We start from the raw sequence: 14,779 nt of genomic DNA, 5'->3' as shown, positions 1-14,779 counted from the left end.
TAGAACCAGGACTGACACAATTCGGGAGCGCACACAGGCACAAGCCCCATTCCCTCACGCATTCCACCTCACCAGCAACCACTGCTGCGTCGCCTCATCCCTGCGCAGCCAGACAATCCCCGTCATCTCCAGCGACCAGCGCAGACAGTGTTCCAGCGGCACGTCCAGCACCAGCGAAGCGATCACCCGCATTACTCCTGCATGCGTGACCACATAGGCCGGCGACAACTCGCGCGTCTGCGCGAACGCGTCGAACCACGCCCGCACCCGCGCGACGAATTGTGCGACGCTCTCGCCGCCATGCGCACGCGCGTGTTCGAAGTTGGCCGCCCAGTCGTCGAGCAACTCCCGATCGATCGCGTCCCAGCGCTGCTGCTCCCAAGCGCCGAAATTCATTTCCTGCAGACGGTCGTCATAGCTGAGCGCGCAGCCGAAATCGTTCGCCATCGCGGCGGCAAGCGCCGAGCAACGCATCAGCGGACTCGATATGAACACGCGCGGCGCCGGCACCAGCAACGTGGCGAGTTTCAATGCAAGCGCGGTTGAGGACACTTCCGCATCCGCGACAAGCGCGACGTTGCTCTGGCCGTAGCACACGCCCGCATCGAGTGCGACGGCGGGATGGCGGATCAGGACGATATCCATGCAAGCCCCAGCAGATAGATGCTCGATTCAAGAATCTGTTGTGCGAAGCCAAGGCAGTCGCCGGTGTAGCCGCCAATGCGTCTAACGAAATAACGGCCCATGGCAAACCGCAGCGCCGCAAGCACGATGAATGCCGAGCCGGCGAAGCGCCAATCCGGCAGACCGGGCCCGTTCGGCCAGAGCAAGCACGGCAGACCGAATACTGCTGCGCAAAGCAACGCGGGACCGCTCAAACGTTGCGCAACCGGTTTGGCTTTGCCTACGGCGCGCACATAGTCGAGCGTGGCCAGATAGCTGATTGCAAACACGCGGCTCGCCGCATGCGCTGCAATCATCAGACTGGCGGCGCGCATCGGCGGCAATGCGGCGAGCGTTTGCCACTTCAGTGCTAGCGCGATCACGAGCGCGATGGCGCCAAAGGCACCGATGCGCGAGTCATGCATGATGCGCAACACGTCCTCGCGCGTATAGGCGCCACCGAACGCATCGACGCAATCGGCGAGTCCGTCCTCGTGAAATGCGCCGGTGACGAGAAGCGACGCAGCCATCGACAGCAGCACCGCCGCGCCCGCTGGAAAGACATGCAAGGCCGCGAGATAAACCAGCGCGCTCAATCCGCCGATCAATAGACCAACCAGCGGAAAATAACGTGCCGCCGCATTCAGATAGTGCGGCTCATAGCCGACCCAACGCGGCACCGGCATGCGCGTGAAATAGCCGAGCGCCGTGAAGAAATAGCGCAGTTCCGCGAGCGGGTTCATGAGCGGACCGGCCGCGCGCGTCCGTACAACGGCGCTTTGCATAACGGCGCTTCGTATAGCTGATTAAGCATCGCGATTCGCAACACCAGCCGATTCGAAGCTCGCCATTTCGTTGACGAACGCCACCGCCGCGCGCAGCAGCGGCACGGCGAGCGCCGCGCCGGTGCCTTCGCCGAGACGCATATCGAGCGAGAGCAATGGCAGCGCGCCAAAATGATCGAGCATGCGCCGATGCCCCGCCTCGTTCGAGGCATGCGCGAACACGCAATACTCGCGCACGTTCGGCGCGAACGCATCGGCCACCAGCAATGCCGCGGTCGCGATGAAACCGTCGACAAGGATCGTCATACGCGCTTGCGCAGCAGCGAGGTACGCGCCGGTCATCATGGCGATTTCGAAACCGCCGAAGGTGGCGAGCACGTCGAGCGGATCGTTGGAAACAGCGTGATGCGCGAATGCCGAGGCGAGTACGTTGCGCTTTTTCGCGAGTCCGGCATTGTCGAGACCCGTACCACGCCCGACGCATTCGTCGATCGGCACACCGCACAGGCGGCTCATCAGACACGCGGCCGACGACGTATTCGCAATGCCCATTTCGCCGAAGCCGATCACATTGGTGCCGAGCGCCGCGTGATGCCGCACGCGAGCCGCGCCCGCCTGCATCGCGGCGAGTGCCTGTTCGTGCGTCATTGCGGGTTCATGCGCGAAGTTGCGCGTGCCGGCCGCAACCGGAATATCAATGAGACCGTCCGTGGACGGCAGCGGCGTCGCAATGCCTGCGTTGACCACTTCGAGTTCGATACCGGCGACGCGGCTCAAGGCATTGATCGCCGCGCCGCCCGCGAGAAAGTTAGCGACCATTTGCGCGGTCACCGCTTGCGGATAGGGACTCACACCTTCCTGCGCAATGCCGTGGTCGCCGGCGAACACGATCATTGCCGGACGTTCGACCGTGGGGTGTGTCGTACGCTGGATCAACCCCAACTGGCGTGCGAGTGTCTCGAGCCGCCCAAGGCTGCCGGGGGGCTTGGTCTTGGTATCGATAATGTGTTGCAGTTCGGCACGCAGCGTTTGATCGAGCGGTTCGACTTCGGTCAATACCGGCAAACCTGGCAAAGAGGTCATAGACGTTTCTGAAAGAGAGAGTGTTTTTACAAAACGCTTAGCCTGCTGGCATGTCATCAGCCGCAGGCGATTCATGACGCGAGCGCGGCGCCGGAATCAGCGCCTCATGCTCGCCGTCGCGAAGCAGAATCAATGGATAACCGAACGCGCGGCTCGTCAGCATGGGTGTCAGCACGTCGTGCACCGGCCCGGCATACGCGCCGCCGTTGCCGTCGAGCAGCAGCGCATGCGTCGCGAAGCGCCGTGCGAGGTTCAAATCGTGGCACGAAAACATCACTGTACGCCGGGGCTCGCGCGTCCAGGCGGTCAGCGCTTCCAGACAGTCGATCTGGTGGTGCAGGTCCAGATGCGAGAGCGGCTCGTCGAGCAGCAGCAACGGCGCCTCCTGGCACAACACCGCCGCCAGCGCCACGCGTTGACGCTCGCCGCCCGAAAGCGACAGCACGTCGCGCGCGGCGAATTGGGCGAGGCCCAATGCATCCAACGCGGCATGCGCGGCAGCGCGATCCGCCTCGCCCTCCCACCCCCAACCTGTCAGATGCGGAAAGCGGTTCAGCATCACGATGTCGAGCACACTCGCACTGAAAGCGTCCGCTGCGCTTTGCGGCATCAACGCGCGACGCTGCGCCAGCGGCAACGGCTGCCAGTCGGCGAGATGCACGCCGTCGAGTTCGACATGGCCCGCCGACGGTTGCGCCAGACCGGCGAGCGTGGACAGCAATGTCGTCTTGCCCGCGCCGTTCGGCCCGGCGATACACCAGATTTCGCCAGCGTAGAACGTATGCGTGAACGCGTCGAGCAAGGTGCGCATGCCTGCACGCAAGGTCAGGCGTTGCGCGCTCAGCGCGGATAGCGGGGCGTTGTGTACGTTCATCATCGGCGCCTGCGCAACAGCATCCACAGAAACACCGGCACGCCGACGATCGACGTGATCACGCCGACCGGCAATTGCGCCGGCGCGATCGCGGTACGTGCGATCAGGTCCGCGCCCATCACCGCGACACCGCCGCCGAGCGCCGCGGCCGGCAGCAGCATGCGTTGATCGTTGCCGAACGCGAGCCGCAGCATATGCGGCACGACGAGGCCGACAAAACCGATCGTGCCCGCCGTCGTCACCGCCGCAGCAGCAGCCAGCGACGCCACCAGATACACGCGCAAGCGCAGCGGCATCACCGCCACCCCGAGTGCCTGCGCGGCAGCGTCGCCTCGCAGCAGCACATTCAGACGCGGCGCAGCGGGCACGATTGCCACCAGTACGACGACGAGCGCGGCGAGCGCCGTCCATGGCATCGCGCCACCGTTCAGATCGCCGGTCAGCCAGAACAACATGCCGCGCAGCCGACTGTCCGGCGCGAGGTTGAGCAACAAGGTAATGACGGCGCCCCAACCGGCCGCGATCACCGCGCCGGTCAGCAGCAACCGCGGCGACGTATCCTGCGGCTCGCCCCGCCACAGCTCGCGGCGTGCGAGGCCGAGCACCAGCAGGATCGACACGAAGGCGCCGGCGAAGGCGCTGGCATCGACGATCCACCACGCGCATCCGGCGATCATCGCGACCAGTGCAAACGTCGCCGCGCCGCCCGACACCCCCAACACGTAGGGTTCGGCCAACGGGTTGCGCAACAGCACCTGCAGCAGCGCACCGGCCAGCGCAAGCAACGCGCCGCACGCGAAGCCGCCCAGCGCGCGAGGCAAACGCAGCGTGCGCACGATCTCGCCAGCAAGATCGGCGGACTCGACATGCGACGCGTGCGAAGGCAGCAGCGCCGCCAGCACGCGCGCGGGTGCGAGCGGCACGCTGCCGAGCGCGAGCGACGCCATCAGCACAGCGAGTGCGATTGCCGCGAGCGCGAGCCATATCGCGGCCGCGCGCTTCGCGTTCATCACGCGCAGCGTGGTCGTGGTGTTATGCATAGGGCTCGAACCGCGGTTCATCGACACGTTCTCACGCCAGTACGTTCGTCATTGCTGCTGCCAACCAACCGTGACATACGCACCCCGCCGCGGCGAGTTATATGAGTAGGCCGTTTCATAGTCCTTGTTCAACACGTTCTGGATCTGCGCGGCGACGTACCACGCCTTCGTGATGCTGTAGCGCGCCGACAGATTGACCACACCGTAGCCGCCCAGCGTGCCGCTGCTGTCTTCACGGGTGCCGCTGACGATCCACTCGCCGCCGACACGCCACCCGGCGATACTGCGATTCACCGCCAGCGACGCGAAGTGCCGGGCACGCCGCACGAGATCGGTATCGCTATCGAGGTCGACGGGATTTTGCAGCGTCACCGACGCACGCATATCCGTCTTGCCGACATGGCCGCTCCACGATCCTTCGAGCCCCTGCGCCTTCGCACGGCCGACGTTCTCGGCCAGATAAATGCCAGGCGAGACCTGCGGGTAGTCGATCAGATTCGAATACCGCGTCTGGAACGCACTCAGACGCATCACGCCAAGCGCATTCGAGGCGTACTGCAACGCTGCTTCGATCGAATGGCTGCGCTCCGGCTGGATCGACGGATTACCGCTGTACGGATAGTACAGATCGTCGAAGCTCGGCGCGCGAAACGAATCCGAGTAGCTTGCGGTCGCCTTCCAATGCTCGCTGATGTCGAAGCCGTAGCCGAGATAGTAACTGTTCGCCCCGCCGAAATCGGAATACTGATCGCGCCGCAGATTGGCCTGAACCTGGTTGCGCCCGAAGCGCCCCGTATAACCGACAAAGCCCGAATCCACATGCCGGTCGGGCGCCGCGAAGGTATCCGAGTCGAGGCTCTGATCCAGATGCTCATAGCCGACCTGCAGGTTCTGCTGCGCGGCGAACGCGAAATCGTTTTGCCACGTGTACTGCCGATTGTCGGTGTCGAAGCGGCCGTTGTAGATGCCGTTGGTATTCGACACGCTGCGGTCGTCGCCTTCGGCAACGATGAAGTGCGTGGTCCACCAGTCGGTCAGCTTGCCGTTCGCGAACACCGACACCTGGCGCACTTTGGTGTACAGGTTGTTTAGATCGGTGGGCAGGCCGTATGCGTTGTCGTAGCTGTTATTGCCGTTCGACTGGAGATACGTGACGCCCGCGTCCCACTTGTCGTTGAACTTGTGGCGCAGCGAAGCCGAGATGCTTTCGTTCAGATAGCCGTTTGCGTTTGGATTCGCGTTGGGCGCCTCTGCCGGATTGAGCGACGAGAAGCCGTCGTCTTTCGAGCGCGCGAGCGAGATGCTGAAGGTCGTCTTGCCGTCTTGATCCAGCGCGCCGTTCACGCCCATCTGCTGCGTCTGCGTGTGATAGCTGCCATAGCCCACCGAAAAATTGAAGCGTGGTGGATGGTCGCCGCCGTCTTTCGTGAAGACCTGTACCACGCCGCCAATTGCGCCCGAACCGTATAACGCGGACACGTTGCCGTTCACCACTTCGACGCGGTCGATCTGGGCGAGCGGAATCTGCGCGAGTTGCGGCGCGCCCAGGCTCACCGAATCGACCCGCACGCCGTCGATCAGCAAAAGCGATTGCGTCGACGATGCGCCGCGCAGAAACAGGCTCGTCGTCGAGCCCGGTCCACCGGTGCGCGAAATCTGCGCACCGGGCGCGAGTTGCAGCAGACCGGGCAAATCGGTCGCAGTCGTATCGGCGATGTCCTGCTGGTCGAACAGCGTGGTCTGCGGGATCGCATCGGCGAGCGGTTGCGGCCCGCGTTCCGCGCTGACTACAACGGGCGACAACAGCGTGGGTGACGGACCGGCAGACCCCGTATCGGCAGATGAAGATGAAGACGGCGAAGAAGCAGCTTGCGCATGCGCGACGAGCGGCAGGCTCGCAAAGGCGAGCAACGCCGCACGAGCGATAGGGGACAACATGGGATGACATTCCTGTGGATAGCCTGCTCGGCCCGCTTCCCCGCAGGCCGATGCGTAACGAGGCGCCCGCGCTGTTTAACGTTTGCGTGCGGACGACCCTCTCCCTCTGGCCGGTATCCGGGCTGGCGACACATCGATCCCGCCTTCCCACGCGTGACGCGCAGTGGCACACTCGCGTGTTCAGCTTCGAACACGCGATCAGGATCGACCTGCATGACGAATGCGGTCGCTTACCGTTGCGGGGGCAGCGCAGGTTCGCGCGTTCAGGCGAGACGCGCGCCCTGCTTCCCGTTTAACTGCGCGCACTGTGGAAAAGCGCGCGCGGGCACCAGAGTGCGGCCAGTTTAGGAGCGGCCCTCGGGTCCGTCAAGAATGCTTAGGCCGTGCGCAATCTGATCTGTTATGTGCAGGCTATTGTCCGATGCGCGTGGTGCTTTTCATCATATGGTCGATAAAAGCCTGCATAAAGCGATGTTGTTACGTCTCGAAACGAGACAATTGTCGGAACCTGCGACATTCCGCGCTAAAATGCAATGTCTTTAGAGGACGCAGCAGATGCTCACCGAACTCGAAACACTTTCACAAAATATCGGCAAGCTGATCGCGATCAGCCAACGCCACAATGAAGCGCGGCTCGCGCTCGAAGATCAGCTCGCTCAAACGCGTGCCGAAGCAGAGGCCACGCGCACTGAACTCGCGTTGATGCGTGAGGAGCGCGATGCACTGCAGGCGGAACGCGACGCGCTGTCGGCAAAGATCGACGACGCACAGGTCCGCCTGAATGCGATCCTCGAAAAGCTGCCGCGGGCTCGCGCGCACAACGAGCCGGACAATCAGCTCGATCTGCTCGAGACCGCGCCGCATGAGGTCGAAGCGGAGAGCGACGTCACCCGCCATGGAGAAAATGCATGACCACCAAGCAGATCGAAGTATCGATTCTCGGCGTGCCCTATCGCCTCGCCTGCTCGCCGGAAACTGAAGGCGCGCTGCTCGAAGCGGTGGCACGCGTCGACGCCGAGATGTCGAAGATCCGCAATAGCAGCAACGTACGCGGCACGGATCGCATTGCCGTCATGGCTGCGCTGTCGCTGGCATCGGAACTGCTTAAGCTGCAAACGAGCGTGCGACACGGGGAAGCATTTCCCGCGGAAGAAATCCGGCGTACAATGCACCAAATGAACGAACAACTGGGTACTGTGATTCAGCAGTACAGCATGCAGTAAGTACCCAGCAGTCTCGAACAGTTTCAAGTGGCCGGTCCTGAGATCGGCTACGGATTCAAGCGGAATGCATGAGCGAAGGCTCATGCAAGCGATTGAGTTCAATCGGTTTGACTTCCCTGCCTGGTTCGCCAAGGTCATATATTCCTTGAACCAATGCCATGTGCACGGTTGTGGAAATTTGTAGCACGGGTGTGCGCGTCACTCTGTCTGATGTACCCGAAGTGCTGCTAACTGCGACCAATTCTGAACCCCCGGTTCAGGATGCCGGCCTAGCGGCTAAGGCGGGGACCTTATTCAAAACGGCATCGGACTTCGGTTCGGTGCCGTTTTTCTTTGGGCCTCGATTTTTCTTGCTGTATCAAACCCGTAACGTTCACTCACGTTCAATTCGATTCATGCGCTACTGGCTAATGAAGTCCGAACCGGACGAAGCAAGCATCGACCATCTCGCTCAGGCACCGCAGCACACATTGCCGTGGACTGGTGTGCGCAACTATCAGGCGCGCAACTTCATGCGCGACATGATGCAGGTCGGCGACGGCGTGCTGTTCTATCACTCGAGTTGCCCTGAGCCGGGCATCGCCGGGCTCGCGGAGGTATCGTCCACCGCCTATCCGGATCCGACTCAGTTCGACAGGAAGAGTCCCTACTACGACCCGAAGTCGTCGCAGGAAACGCCGCGCTGGCTACTCGTCGATGTGGTGTTCAAGAAGAAGATTCCGTTGATTCCGCTTGCCGCGCTGCGCGAGCATGAGGAATTGAAGGACATGCGCGTGCTCGCCAGAGGCAACCGCCTGTCGATCACGCCGGTGACCGAAGCCGAATGGCGCTTCATCACCAAACGTCTTGTTTGACGATGCGTACGCACATGCGACCCGTGCTCGGTTGAGTCATGCGCACATACATCTGTGCGCGGATGAAAGCAAACCTTGAGCGAACGTCAAATTAGGGAACCAAGCTCAGGTTACAAGCGCCTAACGGACTCGCAAACGTTGTGCCATTGCATGGCGTTCGCTCCAATCGTGCACAACCTGTTCAAGCAAGGAGTCCAAGCATGACGAAAAACACCGCACGTGCACTCGCGCTCGCTCTCATATGCGCCGCCCCTGCCGCGCTCGCGCTGACACCGGCCATGGCCCGCGCGCAGAGCGTCACGCAGTATCAGCCGGCGGGCGTACTGTCGCTGAATGCGCAGGCAAGCGCGGAAGTGCCGCAAGACGTCGTCAATATCACGCTGTTCTACGAGCAGGAAGCGAGCGATCCGTCCGCGCTCACCTCCACGCTGAATCAGCGCGCCGATGCAGCGCTGCAAAAAGCCAAGGGGCTGAACGGTGTAACGGCCCGTACCGGTTCCTTCTCAATCTACCCGTCCACCGATCGTGACGGCCGCATTTCCGCATGGCGCGGCCGTACTGAAGTTGTGCTCGAATCGCACGACTTCGCCGCGGCGTCGAAACTCGCAGGCCAGATGGCATCGATCATGCAGGTCGGCAACGTGCAGTTCTCACTATCGCCTGAAGCACAGCGTGCCGCGGAGCAGAAGCTCACCGGTGAAGCCATCAAGTCGTTCCGCGAGCAAGCCGCTTCGTCGGCGCAGGCATTCGGCTACAACGGCTATTCGATTCGTGAGGTCAACGTCGGGCACAACGGCGTCATGCCTCGCCCAATGATGATGATGAGCGCGCGTGCCATGAGCGCCGATGCGAAGGCATCCGCGCCGGTACCGCTCGAAGGCGGAACGTCGACCGTGACGGTCAACGTGTCGGGCTCGGTGCAGATGAAGTAACACGATTGCCGCTTGAAATACCGCTGAAAAGGAAAAAGCCACGTCATGCTGTGGCTTTTTTTCATTGGCTGATCACTACGATAAGCGCAGTGCTCAGTTCGCGCTAACCGCCTGCGCCGATTCTCGCCGCGCACGGCGATAGGACCAAATCAGCATGCCGATGCCCACGAGGATCATTGGCAGCGAGAGCCATTGGCCCATCGAGAGGCCCATTGCCAGAAGCCCAAGGAAGTCGTCCGGTTCACGCGCGAATTCCACCGTGAAGCGCGCGAGGCCGTAGCCGATCAGAAACACCGCGGAAATCGCGCCCACCGGCTTCGGCTTGCGCGAGAAGAAGAACAGCACGAAAAACAGCGCCACGCCTTCGAGCGCAATCTCATACAACTCCGACGGATGACGCGGCAGCATGTGATATTGCGCGAACACTTCGTTCAGATGCCATTGCGCGGCCAGTTGCGGATGCGCGGCGAGCCACCCCGCGTCGTCCGGCGCGGCGCCTGGAAACAGCATCGCCCACGGCGCCGACGGATCGGTCACACGCCCCCACAACTCGCCGTTGATAAAGTTGCCGAGACGTCCTGCCGCGAGCCCGGTCGGCACCATCGGCGCAACGAAATCGGTGACCTGGAGCCACGAGCGTTTGCGTTGATACGCGAACAGCACCATCGCCAAGGTCACGCCGAGGAAGCCGCCGTGAAACGACATGCCGCCTTCCCACACCTTGAAGATGTCGAGCGGATGCGCGAAGTAAAAGCTCGCCTTGTAGAACAGCACATAGCCGAGCCGGCCGCCGAGAATCGTTCCGAGCACGCCGTAAAACAGCATGTCGTCGATATCTTTAGCGGTCCAGCCTTGCGCGGCGACATACGGCAAACGCAGCCGCAACCGGCCGACGACGATCGCCGCGATGAACGCAACGAGGTACATCAGTCCATACCAGCGCACAGCGAGCGGCCCCAGATGAATGGCAACGGGGTCGAAATTCGGGTGAATGAGCATCGTGTTGTTATGGGCAGTTCAGGTTCAGAAGCGGATTTCTAGTCGATTTTCAAGTAGCAACCGGCGGCTTGCGCACCATGCGGCGCCTGCGTTGGACGGTTCGGTTTGCAATGCGTTCGCGCCAGCGTCGAGCCTAAACACGGGAATCAGCGAACTGCGCTTCGACGACGGCATGCGCTCGCACGATCTCGATGAAGCCGGCCAACACCGGACTCACCTCCGCCGTGCGCCAGACCAGTCCCGTCTCGATCGCCGGCACAGATTCGGAGAGCGGCCGGTACACGACGCCGGTGCGGCGCAGGTTACGTAACGATTGCGGCACCAGTGCGACACCCATTCCGGCCGACACGAGGCTCACGATCGTCTGCATCTGGATCGCCTCCTGGCCGACCCGGGGTGCAAGGCCCGCCACGCCGTAGCAATCCATAATGATGTCATAAAAGCCTGGTGCCAAACGTCTTGGGAAGATCACGAGCGGCTCGTCGGCGACGTCGCGCAGGCTGATCGGCGTGTCCAGCCACTCGGCGTGCGGGTCGGCCTTGGACCCCGCGGCGCTGCCCGCGCGCACCGCCGTTTCCGTCGACATCGCGATCACCAGCGGCTCGCGGGCAATCGGCAGCCACGAGAGCTGGGTGGCATGGCGCGACGGCAGCGGCGCGATCACGAGGCCTGCATCGATGCGCCCGGCCACCAGTTCGTCGACCTGCACGTCGCTGGTGGCTTCGGTCAGTTCGAGGCGCACCCGTGGATGGCGCGCGCCGAAATCGCGCAACAGCAACGGCAGCAGGCCGTAATCGGCCGTCGAGACGAAGGCCAGCGACAGCACCCCCGCCTCGCCTCGCGCGAGGCTCTGCGCCAACGGCCGCAGGCCCTCGGCGCTCGCCAGCAGGCGCTGAACCTCGGGCAACAGATCGGCACCCACCGGTGTGAGTTCGACCGAGCGCTTGGTGCGCGCGAACAACTCGACGCCGAGTGTCTCCTCCAGCGCCCGAATCGCCTGCGACAACGGCGGCTGCGTCATGGAAAGGCGCGCGGCCGCTCGCCCGAAGTGTTTTTCTTCGGCGACGGTCACGAAATAGCGCAACTGGCGCAGGTCAGGAATGGCAGGCAGCATAATTAATACATTTTACGACCTAATAGAGCCTGAATAATATATTGGACACGCGCTTCGCAAAACTGCATCCTTGCGCGACGCGTCGGAACTAAACTGAACTGACGCGCCGGCCGAACCCGCCGGCAACGCATTGGCAGCGCAGGCGCGGCCCCTGCGGCAACACCTGAGCCCCGAACACGCAGCACAGATCAAAACAAAACCGATTGGAGTTCCCCATGGCATACAACCGTCGTTCGAAGAACATCACGCAAGGCGTGGCGCGCTCACCGAACCGCTCGATGTACTACGCACTCGGCTACGAAAAGGCCGACTTCGACAAGCCGATGATCGGCATCGCCAACGGCCACTCGACCATCACGCCATGTAATGCCGGCCTGCAGCGTCTGGCCGACGCAGCGGTCGCCGCGGTCAAGGGTGCCGACGCGAATCCGCAGATCTTCGGCACGCCGACTATCTCGGACGGCATGTCGATGGGCACCGAAGGCATGAAGTACTCGCTGGTGTCGCGCGAGGTCATCTCCGACTGTATCGAGACGTGCGTGCAGGGCCAGTGGATGGACGGCGTGGTCGTGATCGGCGGCTGCGACAAGAACATGCCGGGCGGCATGATCGGCATGTTGCGCACCAACGTGCCGAGCATCTACGTGTATGGCGGCACGATCCGGCCGGGCAACTGGAAGGGCACCGACCTGACCATCGTGTCGTCGTTCGAAGCCGTGGGCGAATTCACGGCCGGCCGGATGTCGCAGGAAGATTTTGAAGGGGTCGAAAAGAACGCATGCCCGTCCACGGGTTCGTGCGGCGGCATGTACACCGCCAACACGATGAGCTCGTCGTTCGAAGCGCTGGGCATGTCGCTGCTGTACTCGTCGACGATGGCGAATCCCGACCAGGAAAAGGTCGACTCGGCAGCCGAATCGGCACGCGTGCTGGTCGAAGCGGTCAAGAAGGATCTGAAGCCGCGCGACATCGTCACGAAGAAATCGATCGAAAACGCCGTGGCCGTCCTGATGGCGACGGGCGGCTCGACCAACGCGGTGCTGCACTTCCTCGCCATCGCGCATGCGGCGGAAGTGGAATGGAGCATCGAAGACTTCGAGCGCATGCGCAAGAAAGTGCCGGTGATCTGCAACCTGAAGCCGTCGGGCCAGTTCGTCGCGACCGATCTGCATAAGGCGGGCGGCATTCCGCAAGTCATGAAGATTCTGCTCGACGCAGGCCTGCTGCACGGCGATTGCATGACGATCACCGGCAAGACGATCGCTGAAGAACTGAAGGACGTGCCGAGCAAGCCGCGCGCCGATCAGCAAGTAATCTTCCCGATCGAACAGGCGCTGTACAAGGAAGGGCACCTCGCCATCCTGAAGGGCAACCTGGCGGTTGACGGCGCGGTCGCCAAGATCACCGGCCTGAAGAACCCGGTCATCACGGGCCCAGCCCGCGTGTTCGACGATGAGCAAAGCGCGCTGGAAGCCATTCTGGCCGACAAGATCGTCGCCGGCGACGTGGTGGTACTGCGCTACCTCGGTCCGAAGGGTGGCCCTGGCATGCCGGAAATGCTCGCGCCGACCTCGGCGATCATCGGCAAGGGTCTCGGCGAAAGCGTCGGCCTGATCACCGACGGCCGCTTCTCGGGCGGCACATGGGGCATGGTGGTCGGTCACGTCGCGCCGGAAGCATTCGTGGGCGGCACGATCGCGTTCGTGCAGGAAGGCGACTCGATCACGATCGACGCACACAAGCTGCTCCTGCAACTGAACATCGACGACGCCGAACTGCAGCGCCGCCGCGCCGCATGGCAACAGCCGAAGCCGCGTTACACGCGTGGCGTGCTGGCGAAGTACTCCGCGTTGGCACTGCCGGCCAACAAGGGTGCAGTGACGGGCTAAGCGCACATCGGGCACGCGCTGATTCGCCTCGCTTCCTCGGGGCGAATCAAAAGCACCGCTCGACGCTACTTAAGCTATCCACGCTACGTAAAAGCGCAATGGGGCGCACGGGAAACCGTGCGCCCCATTCCTTTTATAATGCGTGCACTACGAGTCGGGCACCTGCGCCGGCGGAGACCAGAATGAAATCAACGTCGTATGCGGCGCTTGCAGCGGCCGGCGTGCTGAGCGCTACGTTAGGCGCCGGCAGTCCCGCGGCGCACGCGGAGGCCTCCGCGGGCCTCGCGCTTGCCCAGCAGCAGAACTGCATGAGTTGCCACTCGGTGACGCGCCCATTCATGGGACCGGCGCTGCATGACGTCGCCGCGCAATATGCCGGCCGCGAAGATGCCGCCGCCTATCTGAAGCACAAGATTCTGGACGGCAGCACGGGCGTGTGGGGCCGGGTGGCGATGCCCGCGAATACGCAACTCACGCCCGATCAGGCGGCTACGCTGGCGAACTGGGTGATGACCCTTAAATAATTGACGCTTGAAGAAGACTCAAATGAACGCGGCCTGATGAAAGCGGTGAGCACGCCCGGATAAGGGTGCGCCTCCCGCCATGCTCAAGCGCTGCCCGAGCGCCGCGCGATCTCCTGATCGACCGCTTCCCTTACCCAGCCAGTCAATTCAGTCTCCAGAGCCAGCGCCACTTCGCGCGTGATCTGGTTGACGAGCCACGAAGTGTGATCCTGCAACGCCTCGCGGCAACGTGCTTCGATGATGCCGCGCCCCTCGCCCGTCAGAAAACCCACGAACCGTCCGCGCAGACGTTCGGCGATAACGTCGGCATCGAGATTCGGCTGCGGCTGTGCAAGTGTTTCGTAAGCGATATCCGGTGGCACGATCGCGCCCGCCTCGATCGGCGCATGCGGTTCAGCCCGATCGAAGACACCCGCTGACGGCGCGAAGGCCGGCTCATGTCCGCGCCGGTGATCGGCCGCGTGGTGTGCCCTCGAGCGTTTTTTCGGATGAGCAGGCTCCACCGGATGCGCCTGCTCTGACACATGCGCGGGCTCCGGCGCGAGCGTCGGCTCCTGCCGCGCGTGCAACGTTTCCGGTGCAGGCGCGGGTTCTGGCTCGTGCCCGGATTCTGGAGTAAGGACCGGCTCAGGCTCACGCCTCGGCTCCGGCGCGAACACCGGTTCTCGCACAGTCTCAGGATCAGATACCGGCTGCGTAGCCGGCGCCACCGCGCCGCCCGGCTCAGGACGTGCCTCGGCAGGCTTGCCCGGTACGAGAACCTCGTTTAGAACCGGGATCGAACTATCGTTAGGATCGGACACGCGCACTCTCCGTGTTTGAGTCCAAGCTGAAGCAGGCCGCGCACACGTCGAATCCATC

15 protein-coding genes, 1 other RNA gene and 1 riboswitch are annotated in these 14,779 nt (G+C 62.9%); of the genes, 7 read left to right on the top strand and 9 right to left on the bottom strand.

Annotation, left to right across the window (positions count from 1 at the left end):
- Positions 1–54 precede the first annotated feature (54 nt).
- The 6 genes from cobC to P3T22_RS11520 all read right to left on the bottom strand — a co-directional run bounded on the left by cobC (position 55) and on the right by P3T22_RS11520 (position 6,383).
- A complete protein-coding gene (gene cobC / locus P3T22_RS11545) occupies positions 55–645 on the bottom strand; it encodes an alpha-ribazole phosphatase (protein ID WP_063495055.1) in 591 nt (196 codons plus the stop codon).
- Positions 630–1,406 (bottom strand): adenosylcobinamide-GDP ribazoletransferase, encoded by a 777-nt coding sequence (locus P3T22_RS11540; protein WP_429325104.1) that lies wholly within the window; start codon positions 1,404–1,406, stop codon positions 630–632. Before P3T22_RS11540 ends, cobC begins: the two co-directional genes overlap by 16 nt.
- Positions 1,407–1,469: 63 nt before the next feature.
- Complete coding sequence (gene cobT, locus P3T22_RS11535) at positions 1,470–2,531, bottom strand: nicotinate-nucleotide--dimethylbenzimidazole phosphoribosyltransferase (RefSeq protein ID WP_063495054.1); 1,062 nt, start codon at positions 2,529–2,531, stop codon at positions 1,470–1,472.
- Positions 2,532–2,568: 37 nt separating this feature from the next.
- A complete protein-coding gene (locus tag P3T22_RS11530) occupies positions 2,569–3,408 on the bottom strand; it encodes an ABC transporter ATP-binding protein (RefSeq protein WP_429325022.1) in 840 nt (279 codons plus the stop codon).
- A complete protein-coding gene (locus P3T22_RS11525) occupies positions 3,405–4,466 on the bottom strand; it encodes a FecCD family ABC transporter permease (RefSeq protein ID WP_429325103.1) in 1,062 nt (353 codons plus the stop codon). Before P3T22_RS11525 ends, P3T22_RS11530 begins: the two co-directional genes overlap by 4 nt.
- Positions 4,467–4,493: 27 nt before the next feature.
- Positions 4,494–6,383 (bottom strand): TonB-dependent receptor domain-containing protein, encoded by a 1,890-nt coding sequence (locus P3T22_RS11520; RefSeq protein WP_429325021.1) that lies wholly within the window; start codon positions 6,381–6,383, stop codon positions 4,494–4,496.
- A 91-nt stretch (positions 6,384–6,474) separates the two neighbouring features.
- A riboswitch (cobalamin riboswitch) is annotated at positions 6,475–6,731 on the bottom strand.
- Positions 6,732–6,938: 207 nt separating this feature from the next.
- On the opposite strand from P3T22_RS11520, the gene P3T22_RS11515 reads away from it, so the two are divergent.
- The 5 genes from P3T22_RS11515 (at position 6,939) to P3T22_RS11495 (ending at position 9,392) form a co-directional block, all read left to right on the top strand.
- Positions 6,939–7,295 carry a hypothetical protein gene (locus P3T22_RS11515; protein ID WP_063495050.1) on the top strand — a complete coding sequence of 119 codons (357 nt, stop codon included), beginning with the start codon at positions 6,939–6,941 and terminating at the stop codon, positions 7,293–7,295.
- Positions 7,292–7,606, top strand: coding sequence for a cell division protein ZapA (locus tag P3T22_RS11510; RefSeq protein WP_063495049.1), 315 nt, complete (start codon positions 7,292–7,294; stop codon positions 7,604–7,606). Before P3T22_RS11515 ends, P3T22_RS11510 begins: the two co-directional genes overlap by 4 nt.
- A 110-nt stretch (positions 7,607–7,716) precedes the next feature.
- Positions 7,717–7,898, top strand: a non-coding RNA gene (ssrS, locus tag P3T22_RS11505) — 6S RNA.
- Positions 7,899–8,001: 103 nt separating this feature from the next.
- Positions 8,002–8,460 (top strand): EVE domain-containing protein, encoded by a 459-nt coding sequence (locus P3T22_RS11500; RefSeq protein ID WP_063495048.1) that lies wholly within the window; start codon positions 8,002–8,004, stop codon positions 8,458–8,460.
- Positions 8,461–8,660: 200 nt separating this feature from the next.
- A complete protein-coding gene (locus P3T22_RS11495; RefSeq protein WP_429325020.1) occupies positions 8,661–9,392 on the top strand; it encodes an SIMPL domain-containing protein in 732 nt (243 codons plus the stop codon).
- Positions 9,393–9,485: 93 nt separating this feature from the next.
- Here P3T22_RS11495 and lgt read toward each other — a convergent pair whose 3' ends face one another.
- Both lgt and P3T22_RS11485 read right to left on the bottom strand, forming a co-directional pair.
- The gene (gene lgt, locus P3T22_RS11490; protein WP_429325019.1) at positions 9,486–10,391 is read right to left on the bottom strand and encodes a prolipoprotein diacylglyceryl transferase; all 906 of its coding nucleotides are present in this window, start codon (positions 10,389–10,391) and stop codon (positions 9,486–9,488) included.
- 133 nt (positions 10,392–10,524) lie between these two features.
- Positions 10,525–11,505, bottom strand: a complete 981-nt coding sequence (locus P3T22_RS11485) for a LysR family transcriptional regulator (protein ID WP_063495045.1) — start codon at positions 11,503–11,505, stop codon at positions 10,525–10,527.
- A gap of 215 nt (positions 11,506–11,720) precedes the next feature.
- Between P3T22_RS11485 and ilvD the strand changes: the two genes are divergently transcribed.
- Together ilvD and P3T22_RS11475 are read left to right on the top strand one after the other, a co-directional pair.
- Positions 11,721–13,394: a dihydroxy-acid dehydratase gene (gene ilvD, locus P3T22_RS11480; RefSeq protein ID WP_063495044.1), complete on the top strand. Its 1,674-nt coding sequence runs from the start codon at positions 11,721–11,723 to the stop codon at positions 13,392–13,394.
- A 182-nt stretch (positions 13,395–13,576) separates the two neighbouring features.
- Positions 13,577–13,918, top strand: a complete 342-nt coding sequence (locus P3T22_RS11475) for a c-type cytochrome (protein WP_063495043.1) — start codon at positions 13,577–13,579, stop codon at positions 13,916–13,918.
- An 83-nt stretch (positions 13,919–14,001) separates the two neighbouring features.
- Here the strand turns inward: P3T22_RS11475 and P3T22_RS11470 are convergent, their stop codons facing one another.
- Positions 14,002–14,721 carry a DUF2486 family protein gene (locus P3T22_RS11470; RefSeq protein WP_429325018.1) on the bottom strand — a complete coding sequence of 240 codons (720 nt, stop codon included), beginning with the start codon at positions 14,719–14,721 and terminating at the stop codon, positions 14,002–14,004.
- Positions 14,722–14,779 lie beyond the last annotated feature (58 nt).

Source organism: Paraburkholderia sp. GAS348 (genome assembly GCF_050434205.1).
GTDB lineage: Bacteria > Pseudomonadota > Gammaproteobacteria > Burkholderiales > Burkholderiaceae > Paraburkholderia.
This window is presented reverse-complemented; position numbering and strand designations above follow the sequence as displayed.